A 17,987-nucleotide genomic window follows, 5' to 3' on the forward strand; every position below is an offset into this window, starting at 1 on the left:
CTAAGGCATTTCTTACACTTTTGTTTTCTTATAAATAGAGAAGTAGCTCACAAAGAATCCAGCCACTGCCCCAATGATCATACCCAAAATATAACCAATAATGGAATGTCCGGTATAGTATCCAAATAAACCAAATCCAAGGATGCCGAAAGCCATAACCAGAATTTGCACCGGACGGTCTAATCTGTTCCATAAGAAAAAGTGTCCGTTTCGTTCACTTGGATGCTTTTTGAAGCTTATCAAACCAATCAAGTAAAATAGAATGCTCATTACGGCTGGAATCAATAAAAGATATTTACTGTTAGTCATCCATTCATTTACAACGTAACTAATCGGTACTAGGTTCGATAAATTGCTTGCCAGAGAGAAATAACTCTCAGGGGAAGGGAACATTTCCCATATACTCACACCAAAAACAACTTCAAGGTTTCCAACCGGCAATGCAATAATTAAATACGGCAATATAGCTGCAGAAAACGCCGTTAACAGCTGGGCAAAAGCATTTCCAGTTAACGCTCCGGCGGCCATCACCAGTGAAAAAGCCATAAAACTAATCACAATTACTCCAACGCTGCTGTGCTCAAAAAAGTAGACGTGTTCAGGGTTATAGACAACAATAAGCAGCCATGCGAGTAAAAAGCCAATCAATTGCGACAGCACAATCACAAAACCGCCTAACCAAAATTTCGTCTGGAAAATTTGGCTTCTGTTATATGGAAGGCTTAATATAAAATCCATCGTGCCTTTCGAACGTTCCATTCCTAGGAAGCAGACCGCCAAAATGACACCCGGCACCCAGTTGAGATCTATCAGATTGCTTATGGAATAATTCACAATAAAATCACAATATTGCGGGTCTTGGCGATCAAGACATCCTTGATAAGACAAATACGTATTAACGATAGAAAGCGGATTTGCCAGCACTAAAAACGCGATACTTAACAAAATCACCACTTGATTCTGCTTCCACTCTCGATAGAGGAGACCTCGGTCTACCATCTCCGCTTCCCTCCAAACTTCGCAATGAACACTTCTTCTAAGTTGACAGGAAGCTCATTCCATACTTTTGGCTTCAGCTCTCTCAAAAAGCTCTTTTTCTCCTCATCGCTTTTCGGAATCAGCACTGTGTAAAACACGCCGGCCTGATCGAGCATCGGAATGTTTTGCTCTCTGATGGCCAGATTGACATCTGTGTCAAACGCCATTTGTATTTTGATGTATTCTTCTTTTAATTCATCAAGATCCATGACGTTGGTCAGCCTGTTATCTTCAAGAAAGCCAATTCGGTTGCACATCCGCTCTATGTCTTCAAGCCGGTGGGACGTAATCAGGATACTCGTATCACGCTCTGCCACTTCATCGACCATCAGCTGCAGCACATCATGTCTAGTTACCGCATCAATACCATCCGTCGGCTCATCAAGGAGGATCAGCGCCGGTCTCGCCGCAAACGACAGAACGAGCGATAGCTGCTTTTTTAAGCCTGTCGACAGCTCACGGTATTTTTTCGTTTCCGGAATTTCGTATCTGTTCATCAGCTCATTCGCGTACGTGACATCAAATTTCGGATATATTCTTCTCAAAATATCGACTAACTGCTTGTATGTATACTTATCGTAAAACGGATTTTGAACAGGCATGTAGATGATATTTTGTTTGACTTTCGGGTGCTTTTTGATTTCTACGCCGTCAAATAAAATCGTTCCGCTGTCAGCGAAAATGATTTGCTGGATTAAGCGAAGCATCGTCGTTTTGCCCGATCCATTGCGTCCAAGCAATCCAAAGATTTCTCCTTTTTCGATTGTTAATGAAACATCTTTTAATACTTGATTGCCGTCAATCGCTTTTGACAGCTGCCGCAGTTCAATCATTTTTTTTGCCTCCCTTCACATCAGCGCTGATTTCCTTTATCCATTCGTGCAGTTTTTCCAGCTCAACCCCTGCATAGTGTGCATCGATGATGAGCTGTTTGAGTTGCTCTTTAATCATCGTCATCTTCCCTTCAACCAGTGTCGTTTTTGCATTCTCCGATATATAGGTCCCTCTGCCCCGCAGCGTTTCAATAATCCCCTCTCGCTCAAGTTCTTTATACGCTTTGCTGACAGTGTTCGGATTCGCAATAATGATCGTTGCCAATTCTCTGACAGAAGGAAGCTTATCACCAGGCTTCATGATCCCTTTCAAACAAAGCTCTTTCATTTGCTGAATAATTTGTTCGTAAATGGGTGTTGAGCTTCTTGGATCGATTTGAATCATTTACTTCCCTACTTTCTATACGATCTGAACCTTTTATAGATAAAAATGATCAATTATACTTTTTTGCCATTCAAAACCGATCATCACAAGAACAAGAAAAAAAGAACAAGCGATCACAGATGCCGCAATCAGCATTGGCACGTTACGTTTGTTTCGTTTTTTATGTTTCATAACTGCCTCCCTTAATGTCAATATATAAATGATTTTATATTAGTGTCTATAGTGTATTACTTCAATTAGTACACTTAATACAATAAATACTTTGACTCACAAAGTCAATCCTTTTTTTACAAAAAAACGGACCCTTTTAAAAGGGTCCGTTTTCCTACACATCAAGAGGGTGCTGCAGGATCATATTATTTTGCAAAGATTGAAGCTGAAGTCTCATTCTGTACAGCTGTTCTCTCTGCTGATCATTTGACGACAGCCATAGTTTATTCAAGGCATTTACCGCATCTTCTAGCTGCATTTGTGCATCACTATATTCTTGATCGTTATAATGCTCTTGTTTAGAAGCGATTTTCAGCTGTTCTTCAGCATAATCATAGGCCTGCATACATTGCTGGAGATGTTCATCTACTGATTGTCTTGTTGCCACAGTAACCCCTCCTTTTGGTAATGGAATTCATCCATCATTCATATTGTAGCCTCATCTGACTTTATTCAATAAAGTAATTTATGGTCGATATTCATTTGTTCTCTTGTGAAATGCGTGCTACAATTTTAGGATGCAATCGTACGCAAGGAGGCACATGAATTGTGATGCAGAACAATCCTTTTCCTTATTCAAATACGGAAAAACGCTATCATACATTGAATTATCATCTCAGAGAACATTTCGGCCATAAGGTGTTTAAAGTAGCGCTTGACGGCGGTTTTGACTGTCCAAATCGGGACGGCACCGTAGCCCACGGAGGCTGTACGTTTTGCAGCGCAGCAGGCTCCGGCGATTTTGCCGGGAACCGGGCCGATGATTTAATTACGCAATTCCATGACATCAAAAACCGCATGCACGAAAAATGGAAGGACGGCAAGTACATCGCTTATTTTCAGGCTTTCACAAACACTCACGCCCCGGTTGAGGTGCTTCGTGAGAAATTCGAATCCGTCCTCGCTTTAGATGATGTGGTTGGCATTTCGATCGCCACTCGCCCTGACTGTCTGCCTGATGATGTCGTTGATTACCTGGCAGAGCTGAATGAACGCACCTATTTGTGGGTGGAGCTTGGGCTTCAAACAGTTCATGAACGGACTGCACTTCTGATCAACCGCGCACATGATTTTAACTGCTATGTGGAAGGCGTCAATAAATTAAGAAAACACGGCATACGTGTCTGCTCGCATATTATCAACGGGCTGCCTTTGGAAGACCGGGACATGATGATGGATACGGCAAAGGCCGTCGCAGATTTGGACGTACAGGGCATTAAAATCCATCTGCTTCACCTACTGAAAGGCACGCCAATGGTCAAGCAATATGAAAAGGGGAAGCTGGAATTTCTTTCTCAAGATGATTATGTGCAGCTCGTCTGCGATCAGCTTGAGATCATTCCGCCTGAAATGATCGTCCACCGCATTACAGGTGACGGACCGATTGAGTTGATGATCGGGCCAATGTGGAGCGTCAACAAATGGGAAGTGCTTGGCGCCATTAATAAAGAGCTAGAAAACCGAGGCAGCTATCAAGGAAAGTTCTTTCAACGGCTTGAGGAGGAATCAGTGCTATGATTTTGAAGAAAATTCTTCCCTACAGCAAAGAACTGCTGAAAATGGCCGCGGGAGAAGGAGATATTGTCGTAGATGCGACAATGGGCAACGGACATGATACACAGTTTTTAGCGGAGCTTGTTGGTGAAAACGGCCATGTGTACGCATTCGACATCCAAGAATCAGCCGTGGCCAATACAAAGGAACGGCTCGGTGACATGTATCAAGCGCGAACAACGTTATTTCACAAAAGCCATGATAAAATCGCTGAATCCCTCCCGCCTGAAACACATGGCAAAGTGGCGGCCGCGGTATTTAACCTCGGCTATTTGCCGGGCGGGGACAAATCAATTACGACAAACGGCAGTTCTACGATCAAAGCAATTGAACAGCTTCTCGGCATCATGAGAGACGAAGGTCTGATTGTTCTCGTCGTCTATCATGGCCACCCGGAAGGCAAAGCTGAAAAAAACGACGTGCTCGAGTTTTGCCGGGACTTGGACCAGCAAACAGCCCGTGTATTATCATACGGATTTATCAATCAGCAAAATGACCCGCCATTTATTATCGCCATCGAAAAAAAAGCTCAGATCAGCAAATGATTTGAGCTTTTTTCTTTGAGTTTTTCATCCAGGACATTTTTTGAAATTTCCGGTAGGCTCTGCCGTTGATATAAAAGAAAAGGGAGGTTTTTCCGCTGGCTTTGATCAGCTTCTTTGCGAGCCGGCCCATCTCCTTTTGGCCCGCCACTTTATCATCTGACAAATAAACGCCAAGCAAGCCGCGATTGATTAAACGATGGAAGTTTTCATGCGGAATGCCTTGTAAATGCTCGTCGGCTTTATGGATAAAGTGTTCAAGCCGGTCCATCATCTCTTCATGAGACTGATAATACGAGCAGAAATTCAAGTCTCCTTCCAGCAAGTCCTCCTCTTGATCAATCAAATAATCAAGCAGGATATGAAGGCCCTGTATGTAAGGAAAATAACTGTCGCGGATTTTTTTAGCGGTGCTTTCTGTGAAATCAGGCTGGAACGAATACGCAACCAGACAGAAAATGCCTAACGTTGAGCCTGCACAGGCTGAAAATTCATACCATTCCATCTCAGGCAGCTCTGATTCATATTGAGTAAACCACTTTTCAAGCCGCGGAACACGCTCATGCTCAATAACGTGCTTATGCACCTGCAAATCGCAATAATAGCCGCACAGTTCAAGCAGATAAGGTTTAATCATGTCATAGTGCTCAATGGAGCCGAGAACACGCTGGCACGTTTTGACCAGTTCATGCAAATATCCGCTGTCATCCTGTTCTTCCCTGAATTGATAATAGTTTTGCAGTTCCGCCCCAACTGTCAGTGCGTCCTGCATTGAGGCATGGAGCATCCGAAAATCCTGCGGGTCCAGCGAGGTGCTGCGGTCACACAGATTGTCCAAATAATCACTAATCGTTTGATACGCGATGATAAACTCGACACATTTCTGCTTTTGGCTGCCTGACAATAAGGCCAGTATGCCGCCGCCTTCACAGTGAAACGTTTTGTCCCGAATACTTGCGGTTGCCTGTGCTTTCAATTCACTGTTATGAATCGATTCTGATTTTTGCTTCCATATGTCCAGCTCTTGATGAACGAGCGGAAAAATATCTCGATATACCTTTGCCATCAATCCAAAAGGATGTTCCGGTACTGTCAACACATGCACCCCCTACTAGTTCAAATATATTGATCAGTAAACGCTCTTGCTGCTTTAAAGACATCTTCTCTCTCGGGTTCATTGAAGATCTCATGGTAAAGCCCTTCCCACTCTCTGTATGCTTTATTATGAGAAGCAACACCATTAAACCACTTGATGACCATCGTTTTGTCAACAAGCTTGTCATCACCGGCTTGCATCACAAGAAGCGGAACTTTCAAAAATGCCTCTGTCGGCACCATTGCCGATTCAATTGTCTTTAAAAGCTCTCTGTACCATCTGACAGAAACTTTCCTGACGTATAACGAATCATTTTGGTCAGCCTCGATGACGTCCTCATTGCGCGTCGCCATATCAATTGATAATCCCGAATCAACCTTAAGTGACGGAGCGATGACATTCAGGCCTTTTGATGCAAGATCAAGCGCTTTATTCACTTTAATTTGCAGTCCGAGACACGGTGATGATAAAATAATTCCCGTAATCTTGGGATTTCTTTGCTGTTTAATCCATTCAATCGCGACCAGACCGCCCATGCTGTGACCTAGAAGAAAAACCGGCAGATCAAAAGTTCGCGCTTTATCTATCCAAGCATCTACTTCATCAATGTATTCTTGAAACGAGCGAATATGCCCTCTCGCTCTTGTCGTTGTTCCCTGTCCAGGCAAATCGCCCATGACAACGTGATAACCCGAGGACCGCCACATTTCAATCAGCCATTTATATCGTCCGTGATATTCACTTGCCCCGTGAATAATTACAATCACGGCAACAGGTCTGTCTGCTTTCCAGGTCCACATGCTCTTCACCTCATACGAAATTTAAATAGAGAAAGAAGGATGAATCTTATGATCTACCCTTATAAGGAACACAAGCCAGATATCCACCCAACAGCCTTTATAGCTGATAATGCAACAATTACCGGTGATGTCGTGATCGGAGAACAGTCCAGCATTTGGTTTTCTGTTGTCATAAGGGGAGATGTTGCGCCGACCAGAATCGGAAACAGAGTCAATATCCAGGATTTAAGCTGCCTCCATCAAAGCCCGAACAAGACGCTGCTCATTGAAGATGACGCCACGATAGGCCATCAGGTTACACTTCATAGCGCTGTTATCCGCAAGAACGCCTTAATCGGCATGGGCTCAATCATTTTAGACGGAGCCGAAATTGGCGAAGGCGCTTTTATTGGTGCCGGCAGTCTTGTCCCGCCTGGAAAAACCATTCCGCCTGGCCATCTCGCCTTTGGCCGCCCTGCAAAAGTCATCCGCCCTTTGACGGAAGAAGACCGAAAAGATATGCAAAGAATACGGTCAGAATATGTAGAAAAGGGCCAATATTATAAATTTCTTCAACAAACATAAGACCTGCTTCGTCTTACTTTACCATTTTTCAAATTATATTTGAAAGCAATAACCATCGTTAACCCGGACGTCATCACAGTTCGGGTTTCGATTTTTCCATAAAACGTTCACATATAGCATGAAACGTATGACTTTTATCTTATCACAAAACTATAAACAGCCTCTGCAAACACACATACCTATTCTTTCCTGTTCTCTATTTTCTATGAGCACACACAAAAAGAGCCCACTGGGAGCTCTTTTTGTCAGCTGATATTTCGTTCGCTGGCAGCAGCCGCATTTTTTTTGTGAAACCCTTTTCCATAGTACACAGCCAGCAAGATGAGAAACCATATCGGCCCGATAATCACGGCTACTCTTGTATCAGGGCTGTAAGCCATAAGAATGACGACGAATGCTAGAAATGCCAATGACACATAAGACGTAAACGGAAATAAAGGCATTTTGTACTTTAATTGTTTCTTTTCTTCCGGCTTCAAACTTTTCCTGTATTTTATTTGAGAAAGCAAAATGATTGCCCACGTCCAAATCGCTCCGAAGGTCGCAATACTTGTAACCCAAGTAAATACCTTCGCAGGGACAACATAGTTTAACAGCACTCCGACTAATAAAGCCCCCGCTGAAGCCAGAACAGCTTTACCCGGGATGCCGCCTTTCGTCAGCTGACCGTATGCTTGTGGCGCCTCTTTCTGTTCCGCCAAGTTAAACAGCATCCGTCCTGTGCTGAAAATACCGCTGTTGCATGAAGACAGCGCGGCAGTCAACACGACAAAGTTAATGATACCTGCCGCCGATGGAATGCCCACTTTTTGAAATGTGAGAACAAATGGGCTTCCTTGAGAGCCAATTTCCTGCCACGGATAAATAGACATAATGACAAATAAAGCGCCTACATAAAAAATCAAAATCCTCCAAAATACTGTATCGATTGCTTTGGCTAACGATTTTTGCGGGTTTTTTACTTCGCCAGCCGTCACCCCGATCATTTCAATCCCTAAATAGGCGAACATGACCATTTGAAGAGACAATAGAACCCCTTTTAAACCATGAGGGAAAAATCCTCCGTTGTTCCACAAATTGCTGATTCCAGTGGCAATGCCCCCATTGCCGACTCCTGCAATAATCATCAATAAACCGACAGCAATCATGGATAAGATCGCAACAATTTTAATCAATGCGAACCAAAATTCCAACTCACCGTAAGCTTTGACAGCCAGGAAATTAACACCCGTCATAATGACCAGTGCCGATAACGCCCAAATCCAGTTTGGCACGTCAGGAAACCAGAACCCCATATAGATACCGACAGCAGTAATTTCGGCCATACAGGTGACAACCCATAAAAACCAGTAGTTCCACCCTGTTAAATAGCCTGCAAGCGGTCCCAAATAATCACGCGCATACCTGCTGAAGGAGCCTGCGACCGGTTTTTGAATGGCCATTTCCCCAAGCGCTCTCATAATAAAAAACATGACCAGGCCGCTTGCGGCATACGCTACCAAAATACCAGGCCCTGCTAATTGAATAGCTGATGCGGAGCCGAGGAACAACCCTACTCCTATAGCAGCTCCTAAAGACATTAAAGAAATATGCCTTTCTTCGAGTCCGCGGTGCAGCTCTTGTTTTTGTTTTTGCATGCTTCTTCTCCCCTAGAAAAAAATATCATTATATCATTTTTCTGAATATTCCGTACGGATTGGGTAAATCAATGATGATGGAGAAATAAAAGGATAACAACAAGGCTTTCGACTACTCGAAAGCCTTGTTGTCTGTTACACAAAGATGACTTCTTTAGGCTGATGGCTCAGCTCTTCAGGCATATACCGTTTTTCAATATTGATGCTGTGCCAGATCATAAAGATCAGTACAGTCCAGATTTTACGGCTGTTATCAGCCTTGTCCGCACAATGGTCTTCAAGAAGCTGAAGGACATAATCCTTATGGATATAAGCATCCGTTTGGCTTTCCTGAATAATATTCCGCACCCATTCGTTCATTTCGTTTTTCAGCCAATGACGGATCGGTACAGGGAAACCGAGCTTTTTGCGGTTTAATACATGCTCAGGCACAATTCCTTCAGCGGCTTTGCGAAGAAGATACTTCGTCGTGCCGTTCTTCGTTTTCAGCTCATCAGGAATTTTTGAAGCGACGTCGAATACGACTTTATCCAAGAACGGCACACGCAGTTCCAAAGAATTCGCCATCGTCATTTTATCCGCCTTTAACAAAATGTCGCCGCGCATCCAAGTGTGGATATCGACATACTGCATTTTATTGATATCGCTGTACGAGCTGCTTTCCGTAAAGTAAGTCTTCGTCACATCGCGATATGAAAGGTTCGGATTATAATGCTTCAACAGCTGCTTTTTGACAGACTCTTCAAAGATTTTCGCGTTACCGATATAACGATCTTGAAGCGGAGTACAGCCGCGCTCAAGCAGGCTCTTTCCTCTCATACCTTCAGGCATAACGGCAGCAACGTGCAGAAGCATCTTTTTCAAGCCGGACGGAATCCGTTCAAACGGTTTAAGCGAAAGCGGTTCACGGTAAATGTTATATCCGCCGAAGAGCTCATCCGCTCCTTCACCTGATAAAGCAACCGTAACATGTTTTTTCGCTTCTTTTGCAACAAAGTACAACGGAATCGCTGCCGGGTCAGCTAGCGGGTCATCAAAATGCCATACGATCTTCGGAAGCTCATTCATGTATTCCTCAGGCGAAATGACTTTGCTGATATTTTCGATGCCCAGCGCCGCTGCCGTTTCTTTCGCTACATCAACCTCACTGAAGCCCTGCTGTTCAAAGCCGACAGAGAATGTTTTTAAGCTTGGATGAAATTCCTTCGCAACAGACACAATAAAGGAAGAATCAATCCCGCCAGACAGAAACGAACCGACAGGAACGTCACTTCTCATATGAACGTTTACAGAGTCATAGATCGCGTCTCGGACTTCTTTCACAAGCTTGTCTTCTTCAGTCTGAACCGGCTTGAAGTTCGCTTTGAAATACGTTTTGAATGTGATATCGCCGTCCGGGCGGATTGTGAATTGTGAACCCGGCTCTACTTTTTTCACATGGGCATCAAGCGTGCTTGGTTCAGGAACAAATTGGAAAGACATGTACTGCTGCAATGCCTCTTTATCTATTTCAATATCATTCTGAGCAACCATTAAACTTTTTCTCTCTGAGGCAAAATAAACCTGATCATTGATCGTTGTGTAGTACAACGGTTTAATGCCGAATGGATCTCTTGCCCCATAAAGCACATGATCGTTTTTATTCCAAATCAGAAAGGCAAACATACCGCGCAGTTTGGACGCCGCTTCTTCTTTATAGTGACGGTAAGTCGCAAGAAGAACCTCTGTGTCCGAATCCGTGTTGAATGTGTACCCCTTTGCTTCAAGCTCTTCTCTCAGTTCAATATAGTTATAGATTTCTCCGTTAAAGATAATCCAATATGTTTCATCTTCATATGATAAAGGCTGTCCGCCATTTTCTACATCAATAATGCTGAGCCGTCTGAATCCGAAGCCGACGTGCTCATCATGGAAATATCCATCACTGTCAGGACCGCGGTGAACGATCATTTGGTTCATTTGTTTGATTAGTTCTTCTTGATCAGCGGTTTGAGCTAACGGATGCTTGTTAAAAACCCCGACAAATCCACACATAGTATTGCCTCCATAATTAAAATTGTCATCATTGAACCCCTATTTATAGACGCTGTGAATAGTATTTGGTTTCACAGTTATGTAAAAAAATAAACATGAATACAACGATAAAAAAGGGAAAGCCGCTTAACCAGTAAGCGGCTATAAAATTATTCTCCTAACGCTTCTTTACGCAGCTGCTCCGCTTTGTCTGTGCGCTCCCATGGAAGGTCAACATCGTGACGTCCAAAGTGGCCGTACGCAGCAGTTTGTTTGTAGATCGGACGGCGCAAATCAAGCATTTTGATAATGCCGGCAGGTCGTAAATCAAAGTTATTGCGAACAACTTCAATCAGTTTTTCCTCAGAAGCTTTTCCTGAACCGAATGTGTTGATTGAGATTGACACAGGCTGTGCAACACCGATCGCGTAAGCAAGCTGTACTTCGCAAGAATCAGCAAGCTCAGCCGCAACGATGTTTTTCGCAACGTATCTTGCCGCATAAGCTGCAGAACGGTCTACCTTCGTCGCGTCCTTACCTGAGAACGCGCCTCCGCCGTGGCGTGCATAGCCGCCGTACGTATCAACGATGATTTTGCGTCCTGTAAGTCCCGCATCCCCTTGAGGGCCTCCGATTACGAAACGTCCTGTAGGGTTGATGAAATATTTTGTTTCTTCATCAATCAGCTCTTCAGGAACAACCGGATTGATGACATGTTCTTTAATGTTGCGCTGAATTTGCTCAAGTGTAATTTCAGGATGATGCTGAGTTGAAATAACAATCGCGTCAATGCGGACTGGTTTGTTATTTTCATCGTACTCAACCGTTACCTGTGTTTTGCCGTCAGGGCGAAGGTACGGAAGAATATCTTCTTTACGGACTTCACTTAGGCGGCGGGCTAATTTATGGGCAAGTGAAATTGGAAGAGGCATAAGCTCTTTCGTTTCGTTGCACGCATAACCGAACATTAATCCTTGGTCACCCGCACCAATCGCTTCAATTTCTTCGTCGCTCATTGTGCCTTCACGGGCTTCAAGCGCTTGGTCTACGCCCATCGCGATATCAGCAGACTGCTCATCAATTGATGTTAAAACCGCACAAGTTTCCGCATCAAATCCGTATTTTGCACGTGTGTATCCGATTTCTTTAATGGTTTGGCGAACCGTTTTCGGAATGTCAACATACGTAGAAGTTGTGATCTCTCCGCTTACAAGAACCAAACCTGTTGTCACAGATGTTTCACAAGCAACACGCGCGTTAGGGTCTTTCTTTAAAATTTCATCTAAAATGCTGTCAGAAATCTGGTCACAGATTTTATCCGGATGCCCCTCCGTAACAGATTCTGATGTAAATAAACGACGATTTTTACTCATGATTTGCTTCCTCCTGCACAAGGCCTCCCGAAAGACCTTGTATATATGATACGGAACTCGCTCCCTCTTATACAATGTACAGTTATATTAGAGAATGTTAATTGGCATATTTATGAAATAAAAAAACCTTTTCCATCGAGGAAAGGGTTTGGTCTTTGTGCCTTTCACTCTTATCGCTCAAGGAATCATACAACCTTGCAACAGGTTAGCACCTTGGTTGTCTCACTCAGTTGAACATAATAAATAACAGAGAAACCGGTTGCTGGGCTTCATAGGGCCTGTCCCTCCGCCAGCTCGGGATAAGAGTATCCGCTCAATGAAATATCTTATCGTAAAAGGGTTTGCAATGTCAATATGATTCAGAAGAAATAGGCACCTATATTGAGGGAAAACAATGGAAATGCACACACAAAAAATAATAAATAGTATAGACTATTTGAAAATATATGTTATACTAATTCACAATTAGCAAAACACAAAAAACGATAAAGGAAGGTTTCATATGAACTCAGTTGATTTGACCGCTGATTTACAAGCCTTATTAACATGTCCAAATGTGCGTCATAATTTATCTGCAGCACAGCTAACAGAAAAAGTCCTCTCCCGAAACGAAGGCATTTTAACATCCACAGGTGCTGTTCGTGCGACTACAGGCGCTTACACAGGACGCTCACCTAAAGATAAATTCATCGTGGAGGAAGAAAGCACGAAAAATAAGATCGATTGGGGCCCGGTGAATCAGCCGATTTCAGAAGAAGCGTTTGAGCGGCTGTACACGAAAGTTGTCAGCTATTTAAAGGAGCGAGATGAGCTGTTTGTTTTCGAAGGATTTGCCGGAGCAGACGAGAAATACAGGCTGCCGATCACTGTCGTAAATGAGTTCGCATGGCACAATTTATTTGCGCGGCAGCTGTTTATCCGTCCGGAAGGAAATGATAAGAAAACAGTTGAGCAGCCGTTCACCATTCTTTCTGCTCCGCATTTCAAAGCGGATCCAAAAACAGACGGCACTCATTCCGAAACGTTTATTATTGTCTCTTTCGAAAAGCGGACAATTTTAATCGGCGGAACTGAGTATGCCGGTGAAATGAAGAAGTCCATTTTCTCCATTATGAATTTCCTGCTGCCTGAAAGAGATATTTTATCTATGCACTGCTCCGCCAATGTCGGTGAAAAAGGCGATGTCGCCCTTTTCTTCGGACTGTCAGGAACAGGCAAGACCACCCTGTCGGCAGATGCTGACCGCAAGCTGATCGGTGACGATGAACATGGCTGGTCTGATACAGGTGTCTTTAATATTGAAGGCGGGTGCTACGCTAAGTGCATTCATTTAAGCGAGGAAAAGGAGCCGCAAATCTTTAACGCGATCCGTTTCGGGTCTGTTCTCGAAAATGTCGTTGTTGACGAAGATACACGCGAAGCCAATTATGATGATTCCTTCTATACTGAAAACACGCGGGCAGCTTACCCGATTCATATGATTGACAACATCGTGACTCCAAGCATGGCCGGCCATCCGTCAGCAATTGTATTTTTGACGGCTGATGCATTCGGAGTCCTGCCGCCGATCAGCAAACTAACGAAGGAGCAGGCGATGTACCATTTCTTGAGCGGTTACACGAGTAAGCTCGCCGGAACCGAACGTGGTGTCACGTCTCCTGAAACGACGTTCTCTACATGCTTCGGCTCACCTTTCCTGCCGCTTCCTGCTCACGTCTATGCTGAGATGCTCGGCAAAAAGATCGATGAACACGGCGCAGACGTTTTCTTAGTCAATACCGGCTGGACCGGGGGCGGCTACGGCACAGGCGAACGAATGAAGCTTTCTTACACTAGAGCAATGGTCAAAGCAGCGATTGAAGGTAAATTAGAGGATGCTGAAATGATAACTGACGATATTTTCGGCCTGCACATTCCGGCACATGTTCCTGGCGTTCCTGATCATATCCTTCAGCCTGAAAATACGTGGACCAACAAGGAAGAATACAAAGAAAAAGCAGTCTACCTTGCAAATGAATTCAAAGAGAACTTTAAAAAGTTCGCACATACCGATGCCATCGCCCAGGCAGGCGGCCCTCTCGTATAAAAAACAAAAGCCAAGAGCAATTATGCTCTTGGCTTGTTTTAATTGACGGAATGCAAAGAAGTCAGCTTGTATGTAATGATGGTCCGGCCTTCTTCCCATTGAAGCTTCTGCACTTCAGCTGTGCCTGACTTTTCGCCAAACTTTGTTTTGCGTACATCCATTGGAATCTCCATCGGATATACTCGGTATCCGTCCTTCTCTAACGTGAATATATTTTCATCTATGCGAACTTCTTTTCCTTTTGTCACAATCAGTGTATTAAATTCAACAGGCATTCCCAAAGTGAAATCCCCTTTCGTTCTCTTTTTTCTTTATCATAACATATTTCACTGTCAGCGGTTTTTCATCCATTGTGTGAGCTGCCGCACGATACGCCGGTTTTCTTTTGGCGGGAAATAATGTGTGAATGTACTGTAGTACCACGTCTCCACCGGCTTATGCAGTTGTTTTAGCTTCTCTTCAAATAAATAGGAATGCTGAATCGAAACATTTTGGTCTTTTTCTCCATGGATTAACAGCACGGGTGCCTGAATTTTATTTACTTGGTCAAACGGTGTCCTCCATTGATATTCCTCAGGCACCTTTTTCGGTGTTCCGCCGATGACTCTTTTCATCATTCGCCGCAAATCCTGCCGCTCCTCGTATGTAAGAATCATATCACTGACGCCTCCCCAGGAAACAAATGAAGCTGCCTGCCCGCCCATTTCGATCGCAGTGAGCATTCCCATAATTCCGCCGCGGGAAAAACCGAAGATGTGGATTCTATCCTTCTTGACATTTGGGTGCTGCTGAAGCAGGCGAAAAGCAGAAAATGCATCCTCCCTGTCTTCTCCTGCAAAATCCTCATTGCCTTCTCCTCCTTGATTTCCTCTGTAAAAAGGAGCAAACACCACAAACCCTTGGGATGCAAACTGGATAATCCGGCCCGGCCGAACCATGCCCACGCTTTTAATCCCGCCGCGCAAATATAAAAATCCGTCATATTGTCCGGGTTCCGCTGGCTCAGCCAGAAGCCCCTTAACCCGTAATCCATTTGACAGATAGCAGATCGTATACAAACGCACATGCTGGCTTGGCGACGGAAATCTTCTTTTCTCTACAATCAAAACAGCCGCCTCCTTTTTTTCTATATGCTTTCCTTACTCCAAAATTACATCCGGAGAACCTGGTTAGGCATTCACACATTTTTATACCCATCATACGATATGTAAAGCAAAAAAGGATATTAACTTGATGCGAAATAAGGAGGTTGTCTATGTGAACAGATGGTTAAGGCTGAGCTTCGCCTGTGTCGGCAGTATCTTTCTGATGTTCGCCCTGGCGGCTTGCAAGCAGGAAGAAACGCTCACAAAAGTCAAGGTAGCTGAAGTGACCCATTCAATTTTTTACGCACCTTTATATGTTGCTGAGTCTAAAGGGTTTTTTAAAGAAGAAGGGCTTGATGTCGATGTGAATACGACCTGGGGCGGAGACAAAACGATGACATCGCTTCTTTCCAACGGCTCCGACATCGCGCTTGTCGGGTCAGAAACATCTATTTATGTCGAAGCGCAAGGGGCTAAAGATCCCGTCATTAATTTCGCCCAGCTGACTCAGACAGACGGAACGTTTCTTGTCGCGAGAGAAGATGTTGAACACTTCGACTGGGATCAGTTGAAAGGAAAAACGTTTCTCGGTCAGCGAAAAGGCGGCATGCCGCAAATGGTCGGCGAGTATGTACTGAACAAACATAAGATTGACCCGCATAAGGATATAGACCTCATCCAGAACATAGACTTCGCCAATATTGCCAATGCGTTTGCTTCTGGAACCGGTGAGTATGTACAGCTCTTTGAACCGCAGGCTTCTCTCTTTGAGAAAAAAGGCATCGGCCATATCGTGGCTTCATTCGGAGAAGAATCAGGAGAGGTTCCTTATACGACTTTTATGGCGAAACAAAGCTATTTGAAGAAAAATGAAGACACAGCCGTCAAGTTTACAAAGGCCATTTATAAGGCGCAACAGTGGGTTGAAAACCATTCTGCGAAGGACATCACAGATGCCATTAAAGATGAATTTGATGATACCGACCCAGACGTCATCGAAACATCCATTGAACGCTATAAAAAACAGCATTCATATTCACCAGACCCTCTGCTTAACGAAAAAGAATGGGAGCTTCTCCAAACCATTATGGATCAATCGGGAGAACTGCCGAAGCACATTCCATACAATCAGCTTGTAAATAAAGAAATTGCTGAAAAAGTCACCTCGGAGAAATAGGAGGCGCCATCTATGTCTTTCTTACATGTCGACCATGTAACCCATACTTATTTTTCTATTAAAGAAAAAACAACGGCTGTGCGGGATATTCATTTCGATGCCGAAAAAGGTGATTTCATCTCATTTCTCGGCCCAAGCGGCTGCGGAAAAACAACACTGCTTTCCATTATTGCCGGTTTGATTGAGCCATCAGAAGGCAGAGTTCTGATTGAAGGCCGTGAGCCGAATCAAAAAGAACATAATATTGGCTATATGCTTCAGCAGGATTACTTATTTCCCTGGAAATCTATCGAGGAAAATGTGCTTCTCGGTTTAAAAATCGCCGACACGCTGACAGAAGAAAGCAAAGCCGCTGCACTCGGTCTATTGCCGGAGTTCGGCCTCATAGATGTGGAGAAAAAATATCCGAAAGAGCTGTCAGGCGGGATGCGCCAGCGGGCTGCGCTTGCAAGAACACTTGCGCCTAACCCTAGTCTGCTTTTGCTGGATGAGCCATTTTCCGCGCTTGATTTTCAGACAAAGCTGTCTTTGGAAAACCTGGTATTCCGCACATTAAAGGAATATCAAAAAACAGCAGTGCTTGTCACTCATGATATAGGGGAAGCGATAGCGATGAGCGATACGATCTTTTTATTTTCAAATCAGCCGGGCACCATCCATCAGATTTTTACCATTCCTAAGGAATTGGCCGCGATGTTGCCTTTTGACGCCCGTCAGGAACCTTCCTTCCAGACACTGTTTCAAACGATATGGAAGGAGCTGAATTCTCTTGAGAAACAGCAAAGAAACCATTGATCTGCTTCACGAGCAGTATCAATTCAAACAGAAAAAGGAAAAGTGGAAGGTCCATTCCTTTCAGCTTGCCATATTTATTCTCTTTTTCTCGGGCTGGGAAATCTCCAGCAGGCAGGGCTGGATCGATCCGCTGATCTTCAGCTCTCCATCAGCTGTGTGGCGATTATTGCTGGAGAAACTTGGTGACGGTTCTTTACTGTCACACATCGGCGTCACTTTATTTGAAACGGTGCTTGGCTTTTTGCTTGGGACGTTTATGGGCACGTGTCTCGCCGCTTTGTTATGGTGGTCTAACCGACTTGCCAGAATTTTAGATCCGTATCTTGTGATTTTGAACGCAATGCCGAAAGTGGCCCTAGGCCCGATCCTGATTGTCGCGCTCGGTCCCAGTTTTATCAGCATCATTGCGATGGGAGCCATCATCAGCGTCATTATCACAACCATCGTTGTCTACACCGCCTTCCAAGAGGTCGACGAAAACTATACGAAAGTCATGAAAACATTCGGCGCAAAAAAGTGGGTTATTTTTAAAGAAGTCATACTGCCTGCATCCTCCCCCGCGATTATTTCAACACTAAAAGTGAACGTCGGTTTATCATGGGTTGGCGTCATTGTAGGGGAATTCCTCGTTTCGAAGGTCGGATTAGGATATATGATTATTTACGGATTCCAAGTCTTCAATTTTACACTCGTCTTCTTAAGCCTGCTGATCATCGCCATCTTCGCCACTCTGATGTATCAGGGCGTCGAGCTGCTGGAAAAGAAATGGACGAAGGGGAGGACATAAAAAACCCGGCAC

Annotated in this window: 19 protein-coding genes and 1 riboswitch; of the genes, 7 read left to right on the forward strand and 12 right to left on the reverse strand. The window is 44.1% G+C overall.

Annotated elements, in window-relative coordinates; genetic code table 11:
- Positions 1–12: 12 nt before the first annotated feature.
- From ytrC to KXZ66_RS15625, 5 genes are all read right to left on the reverse strand, one after another.
- Positions 13–999 carry an ABC transporter permease YtrC gene (gene ytrC / locus KXZ66_RS15605; RefSeq protein ID WP_015483589.1) on the reverse strand — a complete coding sequence of 329 codons (987 nt, stop codon included), beginning with the start codon at positions 997–999 and terminating at the stop codon, positions 13–15.
- Positions 993–1,871 carry an ABC transporter ATP-binding protein YtrB gene (gene ytrB, locus KXZ66_RS15610; protein WP_003229123.1) on the reverse strand — a complete coding sequence of 293 codons (879 nt, stop codon included), beginning with the start codon at positions 1,869–1,871 and terminating at the stop codon, positions 993–995. The genes ytrC and ytrB overlap by 7 nt, the downstream gene beginning before the upstream one ends.
- A complete protein-coding gene (gene ytrA / locus KXZ66_RS15615) occupies positions 1,864–2,256 on the reverse strand; it encodes a GntR family transcriptional regulator YtrA (protein ID WP_003229121.1) in 393 nt (130 codons plus the stop codon). Before ytrA ends, ytrB begins: the two co-directional genes overlap by 8 nt.
- A 33-nt stretch (positions 2,257–2,289) precedes the next feature.
- Positions 2,290–2,427, reverse strand: a complete 138-nt coding sequence (locus tag KXZ66_RS15620; RefSeq protein WP_003229119.1) for a hypothetical protein — start codon at positions 2,425–2,427, stop codon at positions 2,290–2,292.
- 154 nt (positions 2,428–2,581) lie between these two features.
- Positions 2,582–2,854, reverse strand: a complete 273-nt coding sequence (locus KXZ66_RS15625) for a YtzC family protein (protein WP_003229117.1) — start codon at positions 2,852–2,854, stop codon at positions 2,582–2,584.
- 161 nt (positions 2,855–3,015) lie between these two features.
- Here KXZ66_RS15625 and KXZ66_RS15630 point away from each other — a divergent pair, with 161 nt between their 5' ends.
- Entirely contained in the window at positions 3,016–3,984 is a 969-nt protein-coding gene (locus KXZ66_RS15630) for a tRNA modification radical SAM protein MnmL/YtqA (RefSeq protein WP_032726458.1), read from the forward strand.
- Complete coding sequence (locus tag KXZ66_RS15635) at positions 3,981–4,565, forward strand: tRNA 5-(aminomethyl)-2-thiouridylate-methyltransferase MnmM (protein WP_120028506.1); 585 nt, start codon at positions 3,981–3,983, stop codon at positions 4,563–4,565. The genes KXZ66_RS15630 and KXZ66_RS15635 overlap by 4 nt, the downstream gene beginning before the upstream one ends.
- On the opposite strand, the gene tbcS is transcribed toward KXZ66_RS15635, so the two are convergent.
- Both tbcS and ytpA read right to left on the reverse strand, forming a co-directional pair.
- Positions 4,555–5,658 (reverse strand): tetraprenyl-beta-curcumene synthase, encoded by a 1,104-nt coding sequence (gene tbcS, locus KXZ66_RS15640; RefSeq protein ID WP_004399076.1) that lies wholly within the window; start codon positions 5,656–5,658, stop codon positions 4,555–4,557. The two genes, KXZ66_RS15635 and tbcS, sit on opposite strands and share 11 nt — an antisense overlap.
- 20 nt (positions 5,659–5,678) lie before the next feature.
- A complete protein-coding gene (gene ytpA, locus KXZ66_RS15645) occupies positions 5,679–6,458 on the reverse strand; it encodes a phospholipase YtpA (protein ID WP_003229109.1) in 780 nt (259 codons plus the stop codon).
- Positions 6,459–6,506: 48 nt separating this feature from the next.
- Here ytpA and KXZ66_RS15650 point away from each other — a divergent pair, with 48 nt between their 5' ends.
- A complete protein-coding gene (locus tag KXZ66_RS15650; RefSeq protein ID WP_014477735.1) occupies positions 6,507–7,022 on the forward strand; it encodes a gamma carbonic anhydrase in 516 nt (171 codons plus the stop codon).
- 245 nt (positions 7,023–7,267) lie between these two features.
- Here the strand turns inward: KXZ66_RS15650 and alaP are convergent, their stop codons facing one another.
- From alaP to metK, 3 genes are all read right to left on the reverse strand, one after another.
- Positions 7,268–8,659, reverse strand: a complete 1,392-nt coding sequence (gene alaP / locus KXZ66_RS15655; RefSeq protein ID WP_003229105.1) for an alanine permease AlaP — start codon at positions 8,657–8,659, stop codon at positions 7,268–7,270.
- Positions 8,660–8,794: 135 nt separating this feature from the next.
- A complete protein-coding gene (asnB, locus tag KXZ66_RS15660; protein ID WP_004398625.1) occupies positions 8,795–10,693 on the reverse strand; it encodes an asparagine synthase (glutamine-hydrolyzing) in 1,899 nt (632 codons plus the stop codon).
- Positions 10,694–10,842: 149 nt separating this feature from the next.
- The gene (metK, locus tag KXZ66_RS15665) at positions 10,843–12,045 is read right to left on the reverse strand and encodes a methionine adenosyltransferase (RefSeq protein WP_003229102.1); all 1,203 of its coding nucleotides are present in this window, start codon (positions 12,043–12,045) and stop codon (positions 10,843–10,845) included.
- A gap of 167 nt (positions 12,046–12,212) precedes the next feature.
- Positions 12,213–12,351, reverse strand: a riboswitch (SAM riboswitch).
- Positions 12,352–12,547: 196 nt separating this feature from the next.
- Between metK and pckA the strand changes: the two genes are divergently transcribed.
- A complete protein-coding gene (gene pckA / locus KXZ66_RS15670; RefSeq protein ID WP_014480627.1) occupies positions 12,548–14,131 on the forward strand; it encodes a phosphoenolpyruvate carboxykinase (ATP) in 1,584 nt (527 codons plus the stop codon).
- A gap of 38 nt (positions 14,132–14,169) precedes the next feature.
- Here pckA and KXZ66_RS15675 read toward each other — a convergent pair whose 3' ends face one another.
- Both KXZ66_RS15675 and KXZ66_RS15680 read right to left on the reverse strand, forming a co-directional pair.
- Positions 14,170–14,412: a DUF2584 domain-containing protein gene (locus KXZ66_RS15675; RefSeq protein ID WP_004398611.1), complete on the reverse strand. Its 243-nt coding sequence runs from the start codon at positions 14,410–14,412 to the stop codon at positions 14,170–14,172.
- A 51-nt stretch (positions 14,413–14,463) separates the two neighbouring features.
- Positions 14,464–15,237, reverse strand: coding sequence for an alpha/beta hydrolase family protein (locus KXZ66_RS15680; RefSeq protein WP_029318292.1), 774 nt, complete (start codon positions 15,235–15,237; stop codon positions 14,464–14,466).
- Between the two features lie 151 nt (positions 15,238–15,388).
- On the opposite strand from KXZ66_RS15680, the gene KXZ66_RS15685 reads away from it, so the two are divergent.
- Genes KXZ66_RS15685 through KXZ66_RS15695 form a run of 3 tightly spaced genes read left to right on the forward strand, consistent with a single transcriptional unit; the run spans position 15,389 to position 17,975 of the window.
- On the forward strand, positions 15,389–16,393 hold the full coding sequence (locus tag KXZ66_RS15685; protein ID WP_021480357.1) for an ABC transporter substrate-binding protein: 1,005 nt from the start codon (positions 15,389–15,391) through the stop codon (positions 16,391–16,393).
- A gap of 12 nt (positions 16,394–16,405) precedes the next feature.
- A complete protein-coding gene (locus tag KXZ66_RS15690) occupies positions 16,406–17,188 on the forward strand; it encodes an ABC transporter ATP-binding protein (protein WP_003229092.1) in 783 nt (260 codons plus the stop codon).
- On the forward strand, positions 17,163–17,975 hold the full coding sequence (locus tag KXZ66_RS15695) for an ABC transporter permease (RefSeq protein WP_003229090.1): 813 nt from the start codon (positions 17,163–17,165) through the stop codon (positions 17,973–17,975). The genes KXZ66_RS15690 and KXZ66_RS15695 overlap by 26 nt, the downstream gene beginning before the upstream one ends.
- The last annotated feature ends 12 nt before the right edge of the window (positions 17,976–17,987 follow it).

It is taken from the genome of Bacillus sp. LJBS17, from assembly GCF_019334685.1.
GTDB classification, from domain to species: domain Bacteria; phylum Bacillota; class Bacilli; order Bacillales; family Bacillaceae; genus Bacillus; species Bacillus subtilis.